General features: G+C 66.5%; 15 protein-coding genes. 12 read left to right on the top strand and 3 right to left on the bottom strand.

What is annotated here, in order from left to right; all coding sequences use genetic code 11:
- Window positions 1-81 precede the first annotated feature (81 nt).
- The 6 genes from kdpF (at window position 82) to AC3WL2_RS19055 (ending at window position 7,978) form a co-directional block, all read left to right on the top strand.
- Complete coding sequence (gene kdpF / locus AC3WL2_RS19080; RefSeq protein ID WP_011534724.1) at window positions 82-171, top strand: K(+)-transporting ATPase subunit F; 90 nt, start codon at window positions 82-84, stop codon at window positions 169-171.
- Between the two features lie 9 nt (window positions 172-180).
- Window positions 181-1,875: a potassium-transporting ATPase subunit KdpA gene (gene kdpA, locus AC3WL2_RS19075; protein ID WP_102683720.1), complete on the top strand. Its 1,695-nt coding sequence runs from the start codon at window positions 181-183 to the stop codon at window positions 1,873-1,875.
- A gap of 10 nt (window positions 1,876-1,885) precedes the next feature.
- The gene (gene kdpB / locus AC3WL2_RS19070; protein WP_102683719.1) at window positions 1,886-3,940 is read left to right on the top strand and encodes a potassium-transporting ATPase subunit KdpB; all 2,055 of its coding nucleotides are present in this window, start codon (window positions 1,886-1,888) and stop codon (window positions 3,938-3,940) included.
- A 12-nt stretch (window positions 3,941-3,952) separates the two neighbouring features.
- Entirely contained in the window at window positions 3,953-4,516 is a 564-nt protein-coding gene (gene kdpC, locus AC3WL2_RS19065; RefSeq protein WP_102683718.1) for a potassium-transporting ATPase subunit KdpC, read from the top strand.
- Between the two features lie 118 nt (window positions 4,517-4,634).
- A complete protein-coding gene (locus tag AC3WL2_RS19060; RefSeq protein ID WP_102683717.1) occupies window positions 4,635-7,289 on the top strand; it encodes a DUF4118 domain-containing protein in 2,655 nt (884 codons plus the stop codon).
- The gene (locus tag AC3WL2_RS19055) at window positions 7,286-7,978 is read left to right on the top strand and encodes a response regulator (RefSeq protein WP_102683716.1); all 693 of its coding nucleotides are present in this window, start codon (window positions 7,286-7,288) and stop codon (window positions 7,976-7,978) included. Before AC3WL2_RS19060 ends, AC3WL2_RS19055 begins: the two co-directional genes overlap by 4 nt.
- Before the next feature lie 45 nt (window positions 7,979-8,023).
- Here the strand turns inward: AC3WL2_RS19055 and lysA are convergent, their stop codons facing one another.
- The gene (gene lysA, locus AC3WL2_RS19050; protein WP_102683715.1) at window positions 8,024-9,253 is read right to left on the bottom strand and encodes a diaminopimelate decarboxylase; all 1,230 of its coding nucleotides are present in this window, start codon (window positions 9,251-9,253) and stop codon (window positions 8,024-8,026) included.
- Window positions 9,254-9,395: 142 nt separating this feature from the next.
- Between lysA and AC3WL2_RS19045 the strand changes: the two genes are divergently transcribed.
- Entirely contained in the window at window positions 9,396-10,310 is a 915-nt protein-coding gene (locus tag AC3WL2_RS19045) for a LysR family transcriptional regulator (RefSeq protein WP_102683714.1), read from the top strand.
- A 92-nt stretch (window positions 10,311-10,402) separates the two neighbouring features.
- Complete coding sequence (locus tag AC3WL2_RS19040; RefSeq protein ID WP_102683713.1) at window positions 10,403-10,741, top strand: hypothetical protein; 339 nt, start codon at window positions 10,403-10,405, stop codon at window positions 10,739-10,741.
- Here the strand turns inward: AC3WL2_RS19040 and cynR are convergent.
- Window positions 10,729-11,646 (bottom strand): transcriptional regulator CynR, encoded by a 918-nt coding sequence (cynR, locus tag AC3WL2_RS19035; RefSeq protein ID WP_102683712.1) that lies wholly within the window; start codon window positions 11,644-11,646, stop codon window positions 10,729-10,731. The genes AC3WL2_RS19040 and cynR overlap by 13 nt on opposite strands.
- Window positions 11,647-11,758: 112 nt before the next feature.
- Between cynR and AC3WL2_RS19030 the strand changes: the two genes are divergently transcribed.
- The 3 genes from AC3WL2_RS19030 to AC3WL2_RS19020 all read left to right on the top strand — a co-directional run bounded on the left by AC3WL2_RS19030 (window position 11,759) and on the right by AC3WL2_RS19020 (window position 14,227).
- Window positions 11,759-12,418: a carbonic anhydrase gene (locus AC3WL2_RS19030; RefSeq protein ID WP_102683711.1), complete on the top strand. Its 660-nt coding sequence runs from the start codon at window positions 11,759-11,761 to the stop codon at window positions 12,416-12,418.
- Between the two features lie 28 nt (window positions 12,419-12,446).
- Window positions 12,447-12,917, top strand: coding sequence for a cyanase (gene cynS, locus AC3WL2_RS19025; protein WP_038706489.1), 471 nt, complete (start codon window positions 12,447-12,449; stop codon window positions 12,915-12,917).
- Window positions 12,918-13,003: 86 nt separating this feature from the next.
- On the top strand, window positions 13,004-14,227 hold the full coding sequence (locus tag AC3WL2_RS19020) for an amidohydrolase family protein (protein ID WP_102683710.1): 1,224 nt from the start codon (window positions 13,004-13,006) through the stop codon (window positions 14,225-14,227).
- 9 nt (window positions 14,228-14,236) lie between these two features.
- Here the strand turns inward: AC3WL2_RS19020 and AC3WL2_RS19015 are convergent, their stop codons facing one another.
- The gene (locus AC3WL2_RS19015; RefSeq protein ID WP_102683709.1) at window positions 14,237-15,490 is read right to left on the bottom strand and encodes an arsenic transporter; all 1,254 of its coding nucleotides are present in this window, start codon (window positions 15,488-15,490) and stop codon (window positions 14,237-14,239) included.
- A 263-nt stretch (window positions 15,491-15,753) separates the two neighbouring features.
- On the opposite strand from AC3WL2_RS19015, the gene AC3WL2_RS19010 reads away from it, so the two are divergent.
- Entirely contained in the window at window positions 15,754-17,106 is a 1,353-nt protein-coding gene (locus tag AC3WL2_RS19010) for a spinster family MFS transporter (protein ID WP_102683708.1), read from the top strand.
- The last annotated feature ends 12 nt before the right edge of the window (window positions 17,107-17,118 follow it).

Below are 17,118 nucleotides of genomic sequence, written 5' to 3'. Positions count from 1 at the left end.
CCCCCATCTCGCCCCTTTACGTCCCTCCCTCGGACAATTTCCCCAAAGCGGCCTTCACGCCGCAACTAGGGGAGATTGCACATGTACATGCTCGACGGGCTGTCACTGCTTCTGGCGGTGGCGTTGGCGGTTTACCTGCTGGTGGCGCTGCTGCGCGCCGATCGCGGCTAAGGGGCGACCATGCACAGTTACGATTACCTGCTGCTGCTGGCGTTCTTCGCCATCGTGCTGCTGCCGGCGCCCTGGCTTGGGCGCTTCTACTTCAAGGTCATGGAGGGCCAGCGTACCTGGCTGTCGCCGCTCCTGGGCCCGGTGGAGCGGGGCTGTTACCGTGTGGCCGGCGTGCGCGCCGACCAGGAGCAGAGCTGGAAGCAGTACACCCTGGCCCTGCTGGCCTTCAACCTGGCCGGTTTTTTGATGGTGTTCGGCGTACTGCAACTGCAGGGCAGCCTGCCGCTCAACCCGCAGCACTTGCCGGGCCAGGAATGGTCGCTGGCGTTCAACACCGCGGTCAGCTTCATGACCAACACCAACTGGCAGGCCTACAGCGGTGAAGCCTCGGTCAGCTATCTGAGCCAGATGATCGGCCTTACCGTGCAGAACTTCGTCAGCGCCGCCACGGGCCTTGCCGTGCTGGTTGCCCTGTGCCGGGGCATCGCCCGCCGTTCGGCCAGCACCCTGGGCAACTTCTGGGTCGACCTGACCCGCGCCACCCTCTACGGCCTGCTGCCGCTTTGCCTGGTGTTGGCGCTGCTGCTGGTCTGGCAAGGCGTGCCGCAGACCTTTGCCGACTACGTCCACGCCGTGACCCTGCAAGGCACCGACCAGACCATCCCGCTGGGCCCAGCCGCCAGCCAGATCGCCATCAAGCAGTTGGGCACCAACGGTGGTGGTTTCTTCGGCGTCAACTCGGCTCACCCGTTCGAGAACCCCACGGCCTGGAGCAACCTGTTCGAAGTGGCTTCGATCATCCTGATCCCGGTGGCTCTGGTGTTCACCTTTGGCCACTACGTGAAGGACCTGCGCCAGAGCCGCGCGATCATCGCCTGTATGCTCGCGCTGTTCCTGATCGGCAGCAGCACCGCGCTGTGGTCGGAACACCAGCCCAACCCGGCCCTGGAAAGCGCCCAGGTGCAGCAGAGCGCGCCACTCGAAGGCAAGGAGAGCCGTTTCGGCACTACCGGCTCCGTACTGTGGACGGTGACCACCACCTCGGCCTCCAACGGTTCGGTCAACGCCATGCATGATAGCCTCAACCCGCTGACCGGCATGGTGGCGATGGTCAACATGATGCTTGGCGAGGTGATCTTCGGCGGCGTCGGCGCGGGCCTCTACGGCATGCTGCTGTTCGTGCTGATCGCCGTGTTCCTGGCCGGCCTGATGATCGGCCGCACCCCGGAATACCTGGGCAAGAAGCTGCAGGCCCGTGAAGTACAGCTGTTGGTGGCGACCCTGCTGGTGATGCCGGTGGGCGTGCTGGTGCTCGGCGCCATCGCCGCCAGCCTGCCAGGGCCTGCCGGCGCGGTGACCAACCCCGGGGCCCACGGCTTCAGCCAACTGTTGTACGCCTACACCTCGGGTACCGCCAACAATGGCTCGGCCTTCGCCGGCTTCGGCGCCAACACCCCGTTCCACAACGTGATGATCGGCCTGGCCATGCTAATCGGCCGCTTCGGCTACATCCTGCCGGTGCTGGCCCTAGCCGGCAGCCTGGCCGCCAAGAAGAGCGCGCCGCAAGGCCTGAACAGCTTCCCCACCCACGGCCCTTTGTTCACCACGCTGCTGCTGGTGACCATCCTGCTGGTCGGTGGCCTGACCTTCCTGCCGACCCTGGCCCTGGGGCCGATTGCCGAACACCTGAGCCTGGGTTTCTGAGGAACACACCATGAACATGCCCATTCCCGAAGTGAAGGCGCGTCATAGCGCCAAGGACCAGACCCGTTTCGCCGCCCTGTGGCGCCCGGCGCTGGTGCAGGCCTTCGTCAAGCTCGACCCGCGCCAGCTCAAACGCGCCCCGGTGATGCTGGTGGTGGCCCTCACTGCCATGCTGACCACCGTGCTTTGCTTCGCCCCTGAAAGTGGCGTGAGCACTTCAGTGGCCGTGCAGATCACCGTATGGCTATGGTTCACCGTGCTGTTCGCCAACTTCGCCGAAGCCCTTGCCGAAGGCCGTGGCAAGGCTCGCGCCGACAGCCTCAAGGCCGGCAGTCAGGGGCTGGCCGCCAAGCGCCGCAAGAGTGACGGTACGTTCGAGACCGTCGCCGCCACCCAGTTGCGCAAGGACGACGTGGTGCGCGTGGTGGCCGGTGAGCTGATCCCCGGCGACGGCGAGGTGCTCGAAGGCATCGCCGCGGTCAACGAGGCGGCCATCACCGGCGAGTCCGCGCCAGTGATCCGCGAGTCCGGCGGCGATCGTTCGGCCGTTACCGGCAACACCCGCCTGGTCTCAGACTGGCTGCTGATCCGCATCACCAGCAACCCCGGCGAGTCGACCCTGGACCGCATGATCGCCCTGGTCGAAGGCGCCAAGCGGCAGAAGACCCCCAATGAGATCGCCCTCGACATCCTGCTGATCGGCCTGACCCTGATCTTCCTGGTCGTGGTGGTGACCCTGCAGCCGTTCGCCCGTTTCGCTGGTGGCGAGTTGCCGCTGATCTTCCTCGCCGCGCTGCTGGTGACGTTGATCCCCACCACCATCGGCGGCCTGTTGTCGGCCATCGGCATTGCCGGCATGGATCGCCTGGTGCGTCTGAACGTGATCGCCCGCTCCGGCCGCGCCGTTGAAGCGGCAGGCGACGTGCACACGCTGATGCTCGACAAGACCGGTACCATCACCTTCGGCAACCGTCGCTGCAGCGCCCTGCATGCAGCTTCGGGCGTGACCGCCAAGGAGCTGGGGGAGGGCGCCTTGCTCGCCTCGCTGGCCGATGACACTGCCGAGGGCAAGTCGATCGTCGAGTACCTGCGCCAGTTGCACGATTTCGCGGAACCGGCGAGTAACCAGTACGAAGCCATCGCCTTCAGCGCCGAGACGCGCCTGTCGGGTATCGACTTCCAGCAGCGCCGCTACCGCAAGGGCGCCGTCGACGCGGTACTGGCCTTCTGCGGCCTGCAACGCCTGGAGCTGCCCACCGCGCTGGCCCGTGAAGTGGAGCGCATCGCCCAGAGCGGCGGCACCCCGCTGCTGGTGTGCGTCGACAAGCACCTGCTCGGCGTAATCCACCTCAAGGACGTGGTCAAGCCCGGTATCCGCGAGCGTTTCGCCGAACTGCGCAAGCTCGGTATCCGCACCGTGATGGTCACCGGCGACAACCCGCTGACCGCCGCCGCCATTGCTGCCGAGGCGGGTGTGGACGACGTGCTCGCCGAAGCCACCCCGGAGAAGAAGCTGGCGCGGATCCGCCAGGAGCAGAACGACGGCCGCCTGGTGGCCATGTGCGGTGACGGTGCCAACGACGCCCCAGCCCTGGCCCAGGCCGACGTGGGCATGGCCATGAACGATGGCACCCAGGCGGCCCGCGAGGCCGCCAACATGGTCGACCTGGACAGCGACCCGACCAAGCTGCTGGACGTGGTACAGGTGGGCAAGGAGCTGCTGGTCACCCGTGGCGCGCTGACCACCTTCTCCATTGCCAACGACGTGGCCAAGTACTTCGCCATCCTGCCGGCGCTGTTCGCCGCCATCTACCCACAGTTGGGCGTGCTCAACCTGATGCACCTGGCCAGCCCGCAAAGCGCGATCCTCTCGGCCATTGTGTTCAACGCGCTGATCATCATCGTGCTGATCCCCCTGGCGCTGCGTGGGGTGCGGGTGCAGGCCGCCAGCGCCGCCCATTTGCTGCGGCGCAACCTGCTGATCTATGGCCTGGGCGGCATTGTCGTGCCGTTCGCCGGGATCAAGCTGATCGACATGCTGCTTACTGCGCTGCACCTGGTCTGAGGAGAGACTGACATGACCGCTTATGTACGCCCGGCCCTGAGCCTGATCCTGCTGATGACCGTGGTCACCGGCGCGCTGTATCCCCTGGCGGTGACCGGCATCGCCCAGGTCGCCTTCCCTGAGCAGGCCAACGGTAGCCTGTTGCGCGATGATCGGGGCGAGGTGCGCGGTTCGGCGTTGATCGCCCAGGAATTCAAGGGTGACGCTTGGTTCCAGTCGCGGCCTTCGGCGGGGGCCTATGCCACCGTGGCCAGCGGCGCCAGCAACCTGGCGCCGAGCAACCCGGCGCTGGTCGAGCGGGTCAAGACCGATGCCGCTGCGCAGTACCAGGCGCAGCAGGGGCCGGTGCCACAGGCGCTGCTGACCACCTCGGGCAGCGGGCTGGACCCGCACCTGCCGCCCGAGGCGATCGCCTACCAGCTGCCGCGCGTGGCGGCGGCGCGGCAGGTCTCTGAGGAGCGCTTGCAAGTGCTGGTGAATGACGCCACCCTGCGTCCACTGATCGGGCCACCGGTGGTGAATGTGCTGGCATTGAACCAGGCGCTTGAGCGGTTGGCGCCGCTAGCCGCGCGCTGACGGTGGGATTTGTTCGCCGGCAAGCCGGCTCCTACGGGGTTTGTGCCGTCCTGGCATGTGTCTGTAGGAGCCGGCTTGCCGGCGAACAGCTGATCCTTGAACAACCAAAGGATGAAACATGAGTGACTCCGCCCGCGCCGACGCGCTGTTGGCGGGCCTGCCCCGGGAAGGCCGGGGCAGGCTCAAGGTATTTCTCGGCGCCGCGCCCGGGGTCGGCAAGACTTTCTCCATGCTGCAGGCCGCCCACGCCCAGCAACGCCAGGGCGTGCGCGTGGTGGCCGGGGTGGTCGAGACCCACGGCCGGGCCGAGACCGAGGCCTTGCTCGGCGGCCTGACCCAGCAACCCCTGCTGCGCAGCGAATACCGCGGCGTGATCCTCGAGGAAATGGATCTCGACGGCCTGCTCAAGGCCACGCCGCCGCTGGTGCTGGTCGACGAACTGGCGCACACCAACGCCCCTGGTAGCCGCCACGCCAAACGCTGGCAAGACGTGCAGGATCTGCTCGCCGCCGGCATCGACGTCTACACCACGGTCAACGTCCAGCACCTGGAAAGCCTCAACGACAAGGTCCGCGACATCACCGGCGTGCAGGTGCGCGAGACGCTGCCTGACTGGGTGTTGCAGGAAGCCTTCGAACTGGTGCTGATCGACCTGCCGCCGCGTGAACTGCTCGAGCGTCTGCGCGAGGGCAAGGTTTACGTACCCGAACAGGCACGGGCGGCCATCGAGGCCTATTTCTCCCAGACCAACCTCACCGCCCTGCGCGAACTGGCCATGCAGACCGCCGCCGCCCAGGTGGACGCGGACCTGGCCAGCGGCTATCGCCAGCGCGGTCAGGAAGCCCCGGCCCTGCGCGGCCGGCTGCTGGTGGGCATCGATGGCGACGAGCAGGCCGAACGCTTGGTGCGCCATGCCTGTCGCGTCGCCCAGCGTCGCCATCTGCCATGGAGCGTGGTCCACGTCGACAACGGCCGCCTGCGTGACGAGACGGCCCGCCATCGCTTGCAGGCTGCCCAGCAACTGGCCGAGCGCCTCGGCGGCGAAGTGGTGCTGCTGCGCGCCGGCGAAGTGGCGCGCACGTTGATCCAGCACGCCGCCGAGCGCCGCGCCAGCCTGGTGCTGGTGGGCCAGTCCCGTGATCTGTTGCGTCGGCGCCTGTTCGGCGCCGGTGTGGCGGCCCGCCTGCTGCGTGAGAGCCACGGCCTGGAGATCAACGTGCTCGACCGCGACGCCCAGCCGCCAGCGGCGCGCACGGTGGTAAAGCGCGTATGGGTATGGCGCCATTACCTGCTGGCGCTGCTCGCCACCGGGCTGGCGGCGGGCTTGTCCTGGGCGGTGTCGAGCGTGCTGGCGCTGCCCAACATTTCTCTGGTTTTCCTCGGCGCTGTGCTGCTGGTGGCGGTGCGCAGCAGCCTGGGGCCGGCGCTGGCGTGCGCGGCGCTGTCGTTCCTCACCTACGACTTCCTGTTTATCCCGCCGAACTTCTCCTTCGCCATCCAGCGCGAAGAGGACGTGCTGACCCTGGTGTTCTTCCTGCTGATGGCCGCGCTGACCGGCAACCTCGCCGCGCGCCAGCGCCGCCAGTTGCAGGCGTTGCGCGAGACCCAGGCAGAGACCCGCCAGTTGCTCGACCTGTCGCGTCGCCTGACCGTGGCCACCGACCGCCAGGCGGTGTTCAGCGCTGCCGGCCAGCATATGGATGGCTGGCAGGGCGTGCAGGTGTGTCTGCTCGAGCGCAGCGCCGACGGCCTGCTGCAAGTGGCAAGCGGTGGCTCGCCAGCCTTCACCGACAATGAACGCGCTGCCGCCGAATGGGCCTGGCAACATGGCCAGGCCGCGGGCTTCGGCAGTGACACCTTGCCCCACGGCCGCTGGTGGTGGTGGCCGCTGGTCGTGGAGGAACAGCCCCTGGCCCTGCTCGGCATCCGCCCACGCGACGGCGAACCACTGAGTGATCCGCGCCGTCGGTTGTTGATGGCCCTGGCGCAGCCCCTGGCCCAGGCCCTGGCCCGCGCCCGCCTGGGCGAGCAACTGGAGGCCGCCCGCCTGCATGGTGAAACCGAGCAACTGCGCAGCGCCTTGCTCGCCTCGGTCTCCCACGACCTGCGCACGCCGCTGACGTCGATGCGTGGCAGCATCGACAGTCTGTTGGCGCTGGGCGACGCCATCCCCCCGGACGACCGCCGCGAGCTGCTGGAAGGCACCCGCAACGAAGCCGAGCGCCTGGATCGCTACATTCAGAATCTGCTGGACATGACCCGCCTGGGCCACGGCACGCTCAAGCTGGCCCGCGACTGGGTGGCCCCGGCCGATATCGTCGGCAGCGCCCTCAACCGCTTGCGCGTGGTGCTGGCCCCCCTGCGCGTGCACACCGAAGTCCCGCCCGAACTGCCGCTGCTGTTCGTGCACGCGGCGTTGATCGAGCAGGCGCTGATCAACGTGCTGGAAAACGCCGCGCGTTTCTCTCCAACGCAAGGCCGCCTGGAACTTCAGGTCTCGGTGCGCGATGAGCAACTGTGCTTCGCCGTGGCCGATGAAGGCCCCGGCATCCCCCAGGATGAACGCGAGAAGATCTTCGACATGTTCTACACCGCCGCCCGCGGTGATCGGGGCGGGCAGGGCACCGGCCTGGGCCTGGCGATCTGCCAGGGCATGATCGGTGCCCATGGCGGGCGGATCCTGGTCGACGACGGCATCGATGGTCACGGCACCCGCATCACTCTATGCTTGCCGCTGCCGACCCAACCCGATACTGAAAGTGAAGCCCCATGAGCCAAGCCGCCACCCTGCTGGTGATCGACGACGAGCCGCAAATCCGCAAGTTCCTGCGCATCAGCCTGGCGTCCCAGGGCTACAAGGTGATCGAGGCCGGCACCGGCAGCGACGGCCTGGCCCAGGCCGCCTTGAACAAGCCCGACCTGGTGGTACTCGACCTCGGTCTGCCGGACATGGACGGCCAGCAGGTGCTGCGCGAGCTGCGTGAATGGAGCACGGTGCCGGTGATGGTGCTGTCGGTGCGTGCCAGCGAAGTGCAGAAGGTCGATGCGCTTGACGGCGGGGCCAACGACTACGTGACCAAGCCGTTCGGTATCCAGGAATTCCTTGCCCGGGTGCGGGCCTTGCTGCGCCAGGCACCCCAGGTGGGGGCAGCCACGTCGGCGGCGAGCTTTGGGCCATTGGTGGTGGATTTTGCCTATCGCAAGGTGACCCTGGAGGGCGTCGAGGTGGCGCTTACGCGCAAGGAATACGCGTTGCTGGCGCAACTGGCCGGGCACCCCGGGCGGGTAATCACCCAGCAGCAACTGCTCAAGGATATCTGGGGGCCGACCCATGTCGACGATACCCACTACCTGCGCATCGTGGTGGGGCATCTGCGGCAGAAACTGGGGGATGACCCCACGGCGCCCAGGTTCATCATTACCGAACCGGGCGTGGGGTACCGTCTGGTGACGCCGGCTTGACGCCCGTCGTCGTGGGAGCGGGCTCGCTCCCACAAACCCATCGCGTTACACGGATAACTCCAGGGCCAGCAGTTCCTGCACGCTCTGCCGTCGACGGATCATCCGCAGCCTGCCTTGCTCGAGCAGAAACTCCGGCAGCAACGGTCGGCTGTTGTAGTTCGACGACATCGATGCGCCATAGGCCCCGGCGTCGTGAATCACCAGCAGATCGCCCACCTTGGCCTGGGGCAGGTCCTGGGGCGTCAACTCCTCGTCGTTCTGGGTGAACACATCACCGGACTCGCACAGCGGCCCGGCCACCACGGTCGGTTGCAGGGGGCGATTGACTGGGCGCCCCACGGCATCGAACAGGCTCATGCGGTGATAAGCACCGTACATCGCCGGGCGCATCAGGTCGTTGAAGCCGGCATCGACCAGGATGTAGTGGCGGCCGCCCATCTGCTTGACCGCGCGCACCTCGGCCACCAGGTAGCCGGACTCGGCCACCAGGAAGCGCCCCGGCTCGATCTCCATGCGCACGGAGTGGCCGAGCATCGCCTCGATTTCCGAGCGGGCCACCGCCCAGGTGTGGGCGTAGCGCTGGAGGTCCACCGGTTGGTCGCCGTCGCGGTAGGGGGTGGACAGGCCGCCGCCGATGGAGAAGGCCTCGATATCCATGCCCAGCTTGCCGACCAGCCCGACCATGGCACCGGCTACCTGTTCCAGGTGTTCGTAGTCCACCCCCGAGCCGATGTGCATGTGCACGCCCACCAGGTGCAATCCGTACTGTTTCACACAGGCCAGCGCCTCGGACAATTGCTCGTGCCAGATGCCGTGCTTGCTGTTCTCGCCGCCGGTGTTGGTCTTGCGGCTGTGGCCATGGCCGAAGCCGGGGTTGATGCGCAGCCACACCCGGTGCCCGGGGGAGCGCTCGCCGAGCTGACGAAGCATGTCGATGGAGCCGGCGTTGACCTCGATACCGGTCTCCACCACCCGCGCCAGGGTCGGCTGGTCCAGCACGTCGCAGGTCAGCACCACACCGGCGGGTTCGCCGCCCACCGACGCCCCGGCGGCGAAGGCGCGTTCCATTTCGCCCAGGGACACAGCATCGAGCACCAGGCCGCGTTCGCGGATCAGGCGCAGCACGTGCAGGTTGGGGTTGGCCTTCTGTGCGAAGCGCACGGTGTCGAAGTGCTGCGTGAGCTGGTCGATGCGCTGATGGATGGTCTGGGCGTCGTAGGCCCACAGCGGCGAACCGTGCTGGCGGACGGCGTCGGCCAGGAGGGTGGTGGTCATGGTGGCGTTCCTTGTTTTGGATACGCCGATGGTGAGGCAGTTTTGGTGATTCATAAAAATAGCTATTGTTCTGAAGGTGATTCATATCTGATATGTATCCGCCCCTCCAGATTTCTGCTCACGCCCAGGTCTTGCCCCAGCCATGCGACTTTCCATTCGTCATATCGAAGTGTTCCGCGCCATCATGGCCGCCGGCAGTGTCACTGGCGCCGCGCGCCTGCTGTTCACCTCACAGCCCACGGTCAGCCGCGAGCTGGCGCGCATGGAGCAGGTCACCGGCCTGAGCCTGTTCGAACGCGAAGGCGGGCGCCTGGTGCCCAGCGCCCAGGCCTTGCTGCTGATCGAGGAAGTCGAGCGTGCCTTCGTCGGCCTCGAGCGCATCGACCGCTTCGCCCAGGCCATCCGTAATTTCGAGCAGGGCCGGCTGGCCATCACCTGCCTGCCGTTGTTCTCGCAAACCCTGCTGCCGAGGGCCTGCAAGGCGTTTCACCAGCACCATCCCGGAGTCAGCTTGAGCATTACCGCGCAGGAGTCGCCGTTGCTGGAGGAGTCGCTGGTCGCCCAGCAGCACGACCTCGGCTTGACCGAGACCGCGCAGGTGCCGCGGGGTGCGGTCGGTGAACTGTTGTTCAGTGCCGACATGGTCTGCGTGTTGCCCGCGCAGCACCCCCTGCTGGCCAAGCCGGTACTCCAGCTGCAGGACTTCCACGAAGTCGACTTCATCAACCTGGCCAGCCTGGACAGTTACCGGCAGCAACTCGACCGGCATTTCCGCGAGGCCGGCGTGAATCGCCGCACGATCATCGAGACCACCAGCGCCGCCTCGGTGTGCGCCATGGTCCGCCAGGGGCTGGGGGTGGCGATCATAAACCCGCTGAGCGGGCTGGAAGCGGGGCAGGCTGGGCTGGCGATCCGTCGCCTGAGCCTGTCGGTGCCGTACCAAGTGATGCTGATCCGGCCAGAGCTGCGGCCGGCGTCAGTGGTGCTGGAGCCATTCTGCCAGGCGCTGCGGGTGCAGGCCAGGGCAATGGAGGCGGCTTTGGCGCAAGGCACTTGAGCGGTCGGGCGACCGATTGGAACGTTCTCAGCCACGCCAGGGTCAACCCCCTCAGCAGTGATCGAAAATGCTCCACAGCATGAGGAATCGCCATGAGTACGCTGACGATCGAAGGCTGGTTCAAAGCTGAGGGTGATCGCAGGTCCACCCCGGTGGGTGATATCCACTTCGACATCCAGGGTGTGAACCACCGCAAGTTGGAGCAGGCCGAGGAGCGCCTGCAACAGAGCCACGAGCCCGAGGCGATGGTGGATGTCGACATGGACAGCCTGAACCTGGTGTTGCCCGAGGGCTACGGCCCGTTGTCGGACTGCCGCCTGCGCGTCTACCTGAGCGACGACGAGCGTGGCCAGTTTCATCTGGTCGGGCATCGGGCCAGCGATGGCAGCCTGATCTACACCAATGCGGTGTTGATCGCTCAGCTGAGCTGAGTATCGGCTGCGCGGTCGCCGGTTTCCAGGCGTGCCGCCACTGACGCTGCCACTTCGATGAAAGCCCGCGCCGCCGCGCTCTGGTAGGCGCCCCTGCGCTGCATCAACACCGCAGTGCGCTGCAGGCGCAGTGGGTCCAGGGCAATGGCGGCCAGTTCGTCATGGGCCAGGGCGATGGTGGCGGGCAGCAGGGTCGACAGTGTCGTACGGCGCACCACTTCGATCACTGCGCCAATGGCGTTGGCCTCCATCCGCACCTGTGGGCGTATACCGTGCTGGCGGAAATAGCGCTCGATCTGCTCGCGCGTGGCGAACTCGGCGCTGAGCAGTATCAGCGACTCGTCGTTGAGCGCCTGTGGGCCGATGCTGCGTGTATTGGCCAGTGGATGTGCGCGACTGACCACCAGCGCCAGGGTTTCTACCAGCAGTGGCCGGCTGTCGATGTACTGGCTGTGAACCTCATCGAAGGCAATGCCGACATCCAGCTCATCGGCCTGCAACAGTTCCTCCATGCTCTCCTGGGCGATCTCGCGCAGGTTCAGGGTGATGTTCGGGTAACGCGCATGGAAGGCCTCGACCAGCGGGCCGATCAGGTAGCTGGTGAAGGTCGGCGTTACCGCCACCCGCAGCGATCCTCGGCTCAGGTCGCCCACGTCATGGATGGCGCGCCTGGCCTCCAGCAGTTCCTGCTCCGCCCGCTTGGCATAGCGCAGGTAGACCTCCCCGGCATCGGTCAGCCGCGTGCTGCGCCCGGAACGGTCGAACAACTGCGCGCCAAGGCTTTCCTCCAGTTGCCTGACCTGCTGCGACAGCGCCGGCTGGGAGACATGCAGCGCCGCTGCGGCGCGGGTGAAACTGTGGTGTTGCGCCACTGCGAGAAAGTACTGGAGGTGCCGGGCAAGCATGACTGTTTCCATAAGATAATCTGATGCGCTTCATCATAAATGAGACTTTTACCTTATGTAATACGCTGCGTAACCTTTGCCTCAACACACCGCGACATTGAGGCAAGCAGCCATGAAAGACATCATCGACGGTTTTCTGAAGTTCCAGCGCGACGCCTTCCCCGAGCGGGTCAAGCTGTTCAAGGACCTGGCCACCCAGCAAAGCCCCCGGGCGTTGTTCATCTCCTGCTCCGACAGCCGCCTGGTGCCCGAGCTGGTCACCCAGCGCGAGCCGGGCGACCTGTTCGTCATCCGCAACGCCGGCAACATCGTGCCGTCCTACGGCCCTGAGCCTGGCGGCGTATCGGCCTCGGTCGAGTACGCCGTCGCCGCCCTACAAGTGGCCGACATCGTCATCTGCGGCCACTCCGACTGCGGCGCCATGACCGCCATCGCCACCTGCAAGTGCCTGGACCACATGCCTGCCGTGGCCGGCTGGCTGCGCTACGCCGACTCCGCCCGGGTGGTCAACGAGGTGCGCCAGCATCACAGCCCGCAGGCCAAGGTCGAGGCCATGGTGCGCGAGAACGTGATCGCCCAGCTGGCCAATATCCAGACCCACCCCTCGGTGCGCCTGGCCTTGGAAGAGGGCCGCGTGCGCCTGCATGGCTGGATCTACGACATCGAAAGCGGCCGCATCGACGCCTTCGATGGGCGCACCGGCCAGTTCGTGGCCCTGGCGCAGAACCCTGACGTCAACGCCGTTTCCCACCCCTCCAGGCACGTTGCCTGAACCTTTTTCAAACCCAAGGAGATACACCATGATCCAGTCGCAAATCAGCCAGAACGCCCGCCTTGCCCTGAGCGAAGTCATCCTCCTGGCCAAGGCCCGCAAGGACCTGTCGTTCGCCCAGATCACCGACGGCACCGGCCTGTCCGAAGCCTTCGTCACCGCCGCGCTGCTGGGCCAGCACCCGCTGCCGGCCAGCGCTGCCCAGGTGGTGGGTGACAAGCTCGGCCTGGATGCCGATGGCATTGCCCTGCTGCAGACCGTGCCACTGCGCGGCAGCATCCAAGGCGGCGTGCCGACCGACCCGACCATCTACCGCTTCTACGAGATGCTGCAGGTGTACGGTACCACCCTCAAGGCACTGGTCCACGAGAAGTTCGGCGACGGCATCATCAGCGCCATCAACTTCAAGCTCGACGTGAAGAAGGTTGACGACCCGGAAGGTGGTTCCCGCGCGGTGATCACCCTGGATGGCAAGTACCTGCCGACCAAACCGTTCTAATTCGCCCTTAGGGGAATGGCCCGACCGCAGCAAGACGGCCGGGCCATTTCCACGCTCGCTAATGATCCCCTATCAGGAGTGACGGCATGGACCTGATCTTCAGAAATGTCCGCATCGACGACGCAAAACCCTTGATGGATGTGGCCGTGCGCAATGGCAAGATCACTGATATCGCCCAGACGATCACGGCAACGGCAAACCAGGAAATCCAGGGCAACGGCAATGTCCTGGTCCCCGGCTTCGTCGAAGCCCACCTGCACCTGGAAAAAGCCAACGTCATGCAGCGCAAGGCCAACCGCTCCGGCACCTTGAAGGAAGCGATCGCCGTCACCGCCGCGCTCAAGCCCACCCTGACCCACGACGATATTCGCGAGCGTTCTGTGCAGGTGTTGCGCGCCCTGGTGCAGGCCGGCACCACCCATGTGCGCGCCCACGCCGAGTTCGATCCGGCCCAGGGTTTTACCGGCCTGGACGTGGTCCTGGAGCTGCGCGAAACCTTGCGTGATGTCATCGATATCCAGGTGGTGGCGTTTCCCCAGGAAGGCATCCTGAAACTGCCCGGCATGAAAGAGATGATGGTCGAGGCCATGGAGAGGGGCGCCGATGTGGTCGGCGGCATTCCCTACAACGACGTATCGCCCCTGGAGCACATCGATTTCGTCTTCGACCTGGCCCAGCGCTACGGCAAGGACATCGACCTGCACCAGGACTTCGCCGACGACGCCGAGCACATGACCATCGAGTACGTCGCCCGCCGGACCCTCGCCGCGGGCTACCAAGGGCGCGTCAGCGTCGGCCACCTGACCAGCCTGGCGGCCGTGGAGCCAGCGCGCCAGGCGCGCATCATCGCGCTGCTGCGCGAAGCCGGCATCAGCGTGATGTGCCTGCCTGCCACCGACCTGCACCTGGGCGCCCGCGGCGACAGCCACAATGTGCGCCGCACCCTCACACCGGTGCGAGCCTTGCGCGATGGCGGGGTGAACGTGTGCCTGGCCACCAACAACATACGCAATGCCTTCACCCCCTACGGTACCGGCGACCTGCTGCACATCGCGCAACTGGCCATCCCCGCCTGCCACCTGGGCGGGGCGGACGACCAGGCCACGGTGCTGCCGATGCTCACCAGCAACCCTGCCAAGGCCCTGGGGTTGCAGAACCATGGCCTGGCGGTGGGCAACGACGCGGACCTGGTGCTGATGGATACCCACCGTGTCAGCGACGTGATCCTCGACCTGCCTGCGCGGCTGATGGTGCTCAAGCGCGGCAGGGTGGTGGCGACGGCCGAGCAGCGGCGTTCGGTGGTGTTCTGAAGGCCGGGCTCAGACCGCCAGCAGCAACAGTGCCGCCACCAGTGCCGGGGGCATTACCAGCACGCCCAGGCGCAAGAAACCCAGCGCGCCGACATGCTCGCCCTCGCGGCGGATCGCCACCAGCCACAGCAGCGTGGCCAGGGAACCGGTGATCGACAGGTTCGGCCCCAGGTCGACACCGATAAGCAAGGCGGCGGTGGTCTGCCGGGGCAGCTCGACCAGCTGGCCGATGGAGCCGGCGATCAGGCCGGTGGGCAGGTTGTTCATCAGGTTGCCGGCCACCGCGGAGATCACGCCCGCAGCCCAGCTCGCCGTGCCCGGCGACTGCTGCGCCAGGGTCGCCAGCATATGCGCGAGCCGATCAATCACGCCGGTATGGGCCACCGCCTCCACCAGCACGAACAGGCCCGCGACCAGCGGCAGCACGCCCCAGGCCACATGGCGCAGCAACGGCGCCGGGCTGCGCCGCTGGCGCAGGTGGATCAGCCCGACCGTGGCCATGCCTGCGCAAAAGGTCGGCAGCCCCAGCGGCACGTCCAGTGCCGATACCGTCAACAGCAGGGCGCCGGTGAACATCAGGCCCAGCGCGCAAAGCCGGGCGCCGGCTGACAAGGGGCGCAGCTCGATGGCCACGGCCAGCGGCTGGCGGATGCGCTTGCGCATGGTCAGGCGCAGCATCAGGTAGGTCGCGGCGATGGCCGCCAGCGACGGCAGGCTGAACTGGCGCAGCCACTCCAGCAGCGGCGGCATCTGGCTGCCGAAGACCACCAGGTTGGCCGGGTTGGAGATGGGCAGCACGAAGCTGGCGGCATTGGCGATGAAGGCGCAGATGAACAGGTAGGGCAGCGGCTCGGCCTTGGCCGCCTTGCATGCCGCGTACACGGCCGGCGTCAGCACCACGGCGGTGGCGTCGTTGGACAGGAACACCGTGACCAGGGTACCGACCAGGAACACCAGGTCGAACAGACGCTGCCCGGAGCCCTTGGCGTGCTGCACCGCGTACCTGGCCAACCAGTCGAACAGTCCCTCTTGGCGCGCCAGTTCGGCCAGCACCATCATGCCGACCAAAAACAGGTACACATCGCCACCTTTGGCCACGGCCGACAATGCCATGCGCCAAGGGATCAGCCCGCAGGTCGTCAGCAGCACGGCGGCACCCAGCGCCCAGACGTATTCCGGCACGCGACCGGGGCGAACGATGACCAGGGCGGTGGCCAGGGCCGCGACCGACCAGATGATCAGTGCTGAATCAGCAACGGGCATGGGAACTACCAATTTCAGAATGGGGTATCGAGGGTGGCCACGACGCTGCACGCCGAGGCCGGCGGCATGGCCGCTTACGTTAGCACTCCCGTACCTTGGCAGGGATGAAGTTCGTGCAGGCCCGAGTGCACTGGCAGCCCTCCCTGGCAAAACCCATCAACCGCTATAAGCGCGATCAATGTTGGCAGACGGTCACTGCATCCGCCTCTAGATTGCACAAGGCGTGCTGGACGCCCCGAAAAACAATGATGAGGGACCCGACAATGCCCACCGCCCCCCAAGCGTCCAACGCCTGGCGCATCCTGTTCCTGCTGTTCCTGGCCAACCTGTTCAACTTCTTCGACCGCACCATCCCCGCCATCGTCATCGAGCCGATCCGCCTGGAGTGGCACCTGAGCGACTTCCAGATCGGCATCATCGGCACCGCCTTCACCCTGGTCTACGCCATCGCCGGCCTGCCCCTGGCACGTATCGCCGACACCGGTTCACGCAGCAAGCTCATGGGCTGGGGCCTGCTGGCCTGGAGCGGGCTGACGGCGGTCAACGGCATGGTCGGCAGCTTCTGGAGCTTCCTGCTGGTGCGCATGGGCGTGGGCATCGGCGAGGCCAGCTACGCGCCTGCCGCCAACTCGCTGATCGGCGACCTGTTCCCCGCCGGGCGGCGGGCAAGGGCGATGGGCATCTTCATGCTTGGCTTGCCGTTGGGCCTGTTGCTGGCGTTCTTCACAATCGGTGCAATGGTCGAGGCTTTCGGCACTTGGCGGGCGCCTTTCTTCATCGCCGCCGTGCCCGGCGTGCTGCTGGCGCTGTTCATCTTCATGATCCGCGAACCCGCGCGCGGTGCGGCGGAGACTGTGGCCATCGCCCAGACCCCGCTCGACCGCCCGCTGCGCCGGGTGCTCAGCGTGCCCACCTTCGCCTGGCTGGTGTTGGCGGGGCTGACCTTCAATTTCGCCACCTATGCCTGCAACTCATTCATGGTGCCGATGCTGCAGCGCTACTTTGCTCTAACGCTGCACGACGCCGCAGTGGCCACCGGGCTGATCGTTGGCCTCAGCGGCCTGGTGGGCCTGACCCTCGGCGGCTGGGTGGCCGACAAGGTGCACCAGCGCTTCGCCAATGGCCGCCTGGTGTTTGCCGCGTTGAGCATGCTGGTAGCCAGCCTGTGCACCGCCTGGGCGCTGCATGCCGGGCGCATCGAGCTGGGGGTGTTCGTGGCGGTCTTTGGTATTGGCTGGCTGTTCTCGTACAACTTCTACACCTGCGTGTACACCGCCATCCAGGACGTGGTGCAACCGCGCTTGCGGGCCACGGCCATGGCACTGTTCTTCGCCGGGCTGTACCTGCTGGGCGGCGGGCTGGGGCCGGTGGTGGTCGGCGGGCTCTCCGACCACTTCGCCGTGGCGGCCATGACGGCGGCGGGTGAGGGCATGATGAACGAGGCGTTCAAGGCCCAGGGGCTGCATGACGCGATGTACCTGATACCCGTGGCGCTGATGCTGACCATGGTGTTCCTGTTGGCGGCTTCGCGGTGTTTCAACCGGGATGCGCAGCGGATGCGCGAGGGGATGGTGCTGGAGGGTGGGGCAGTGGCGGGGCAGGCGGCACAGGCTTGAGTCCGTGCTTAC

Source organism: Pseudomonas sp. FW305-96 (assembly GCF_058783825.1).
Note: the sequence above shows the minus strand (reverse complement) of the source record. Positions and strands in the feature narration are given on the sequence as shown.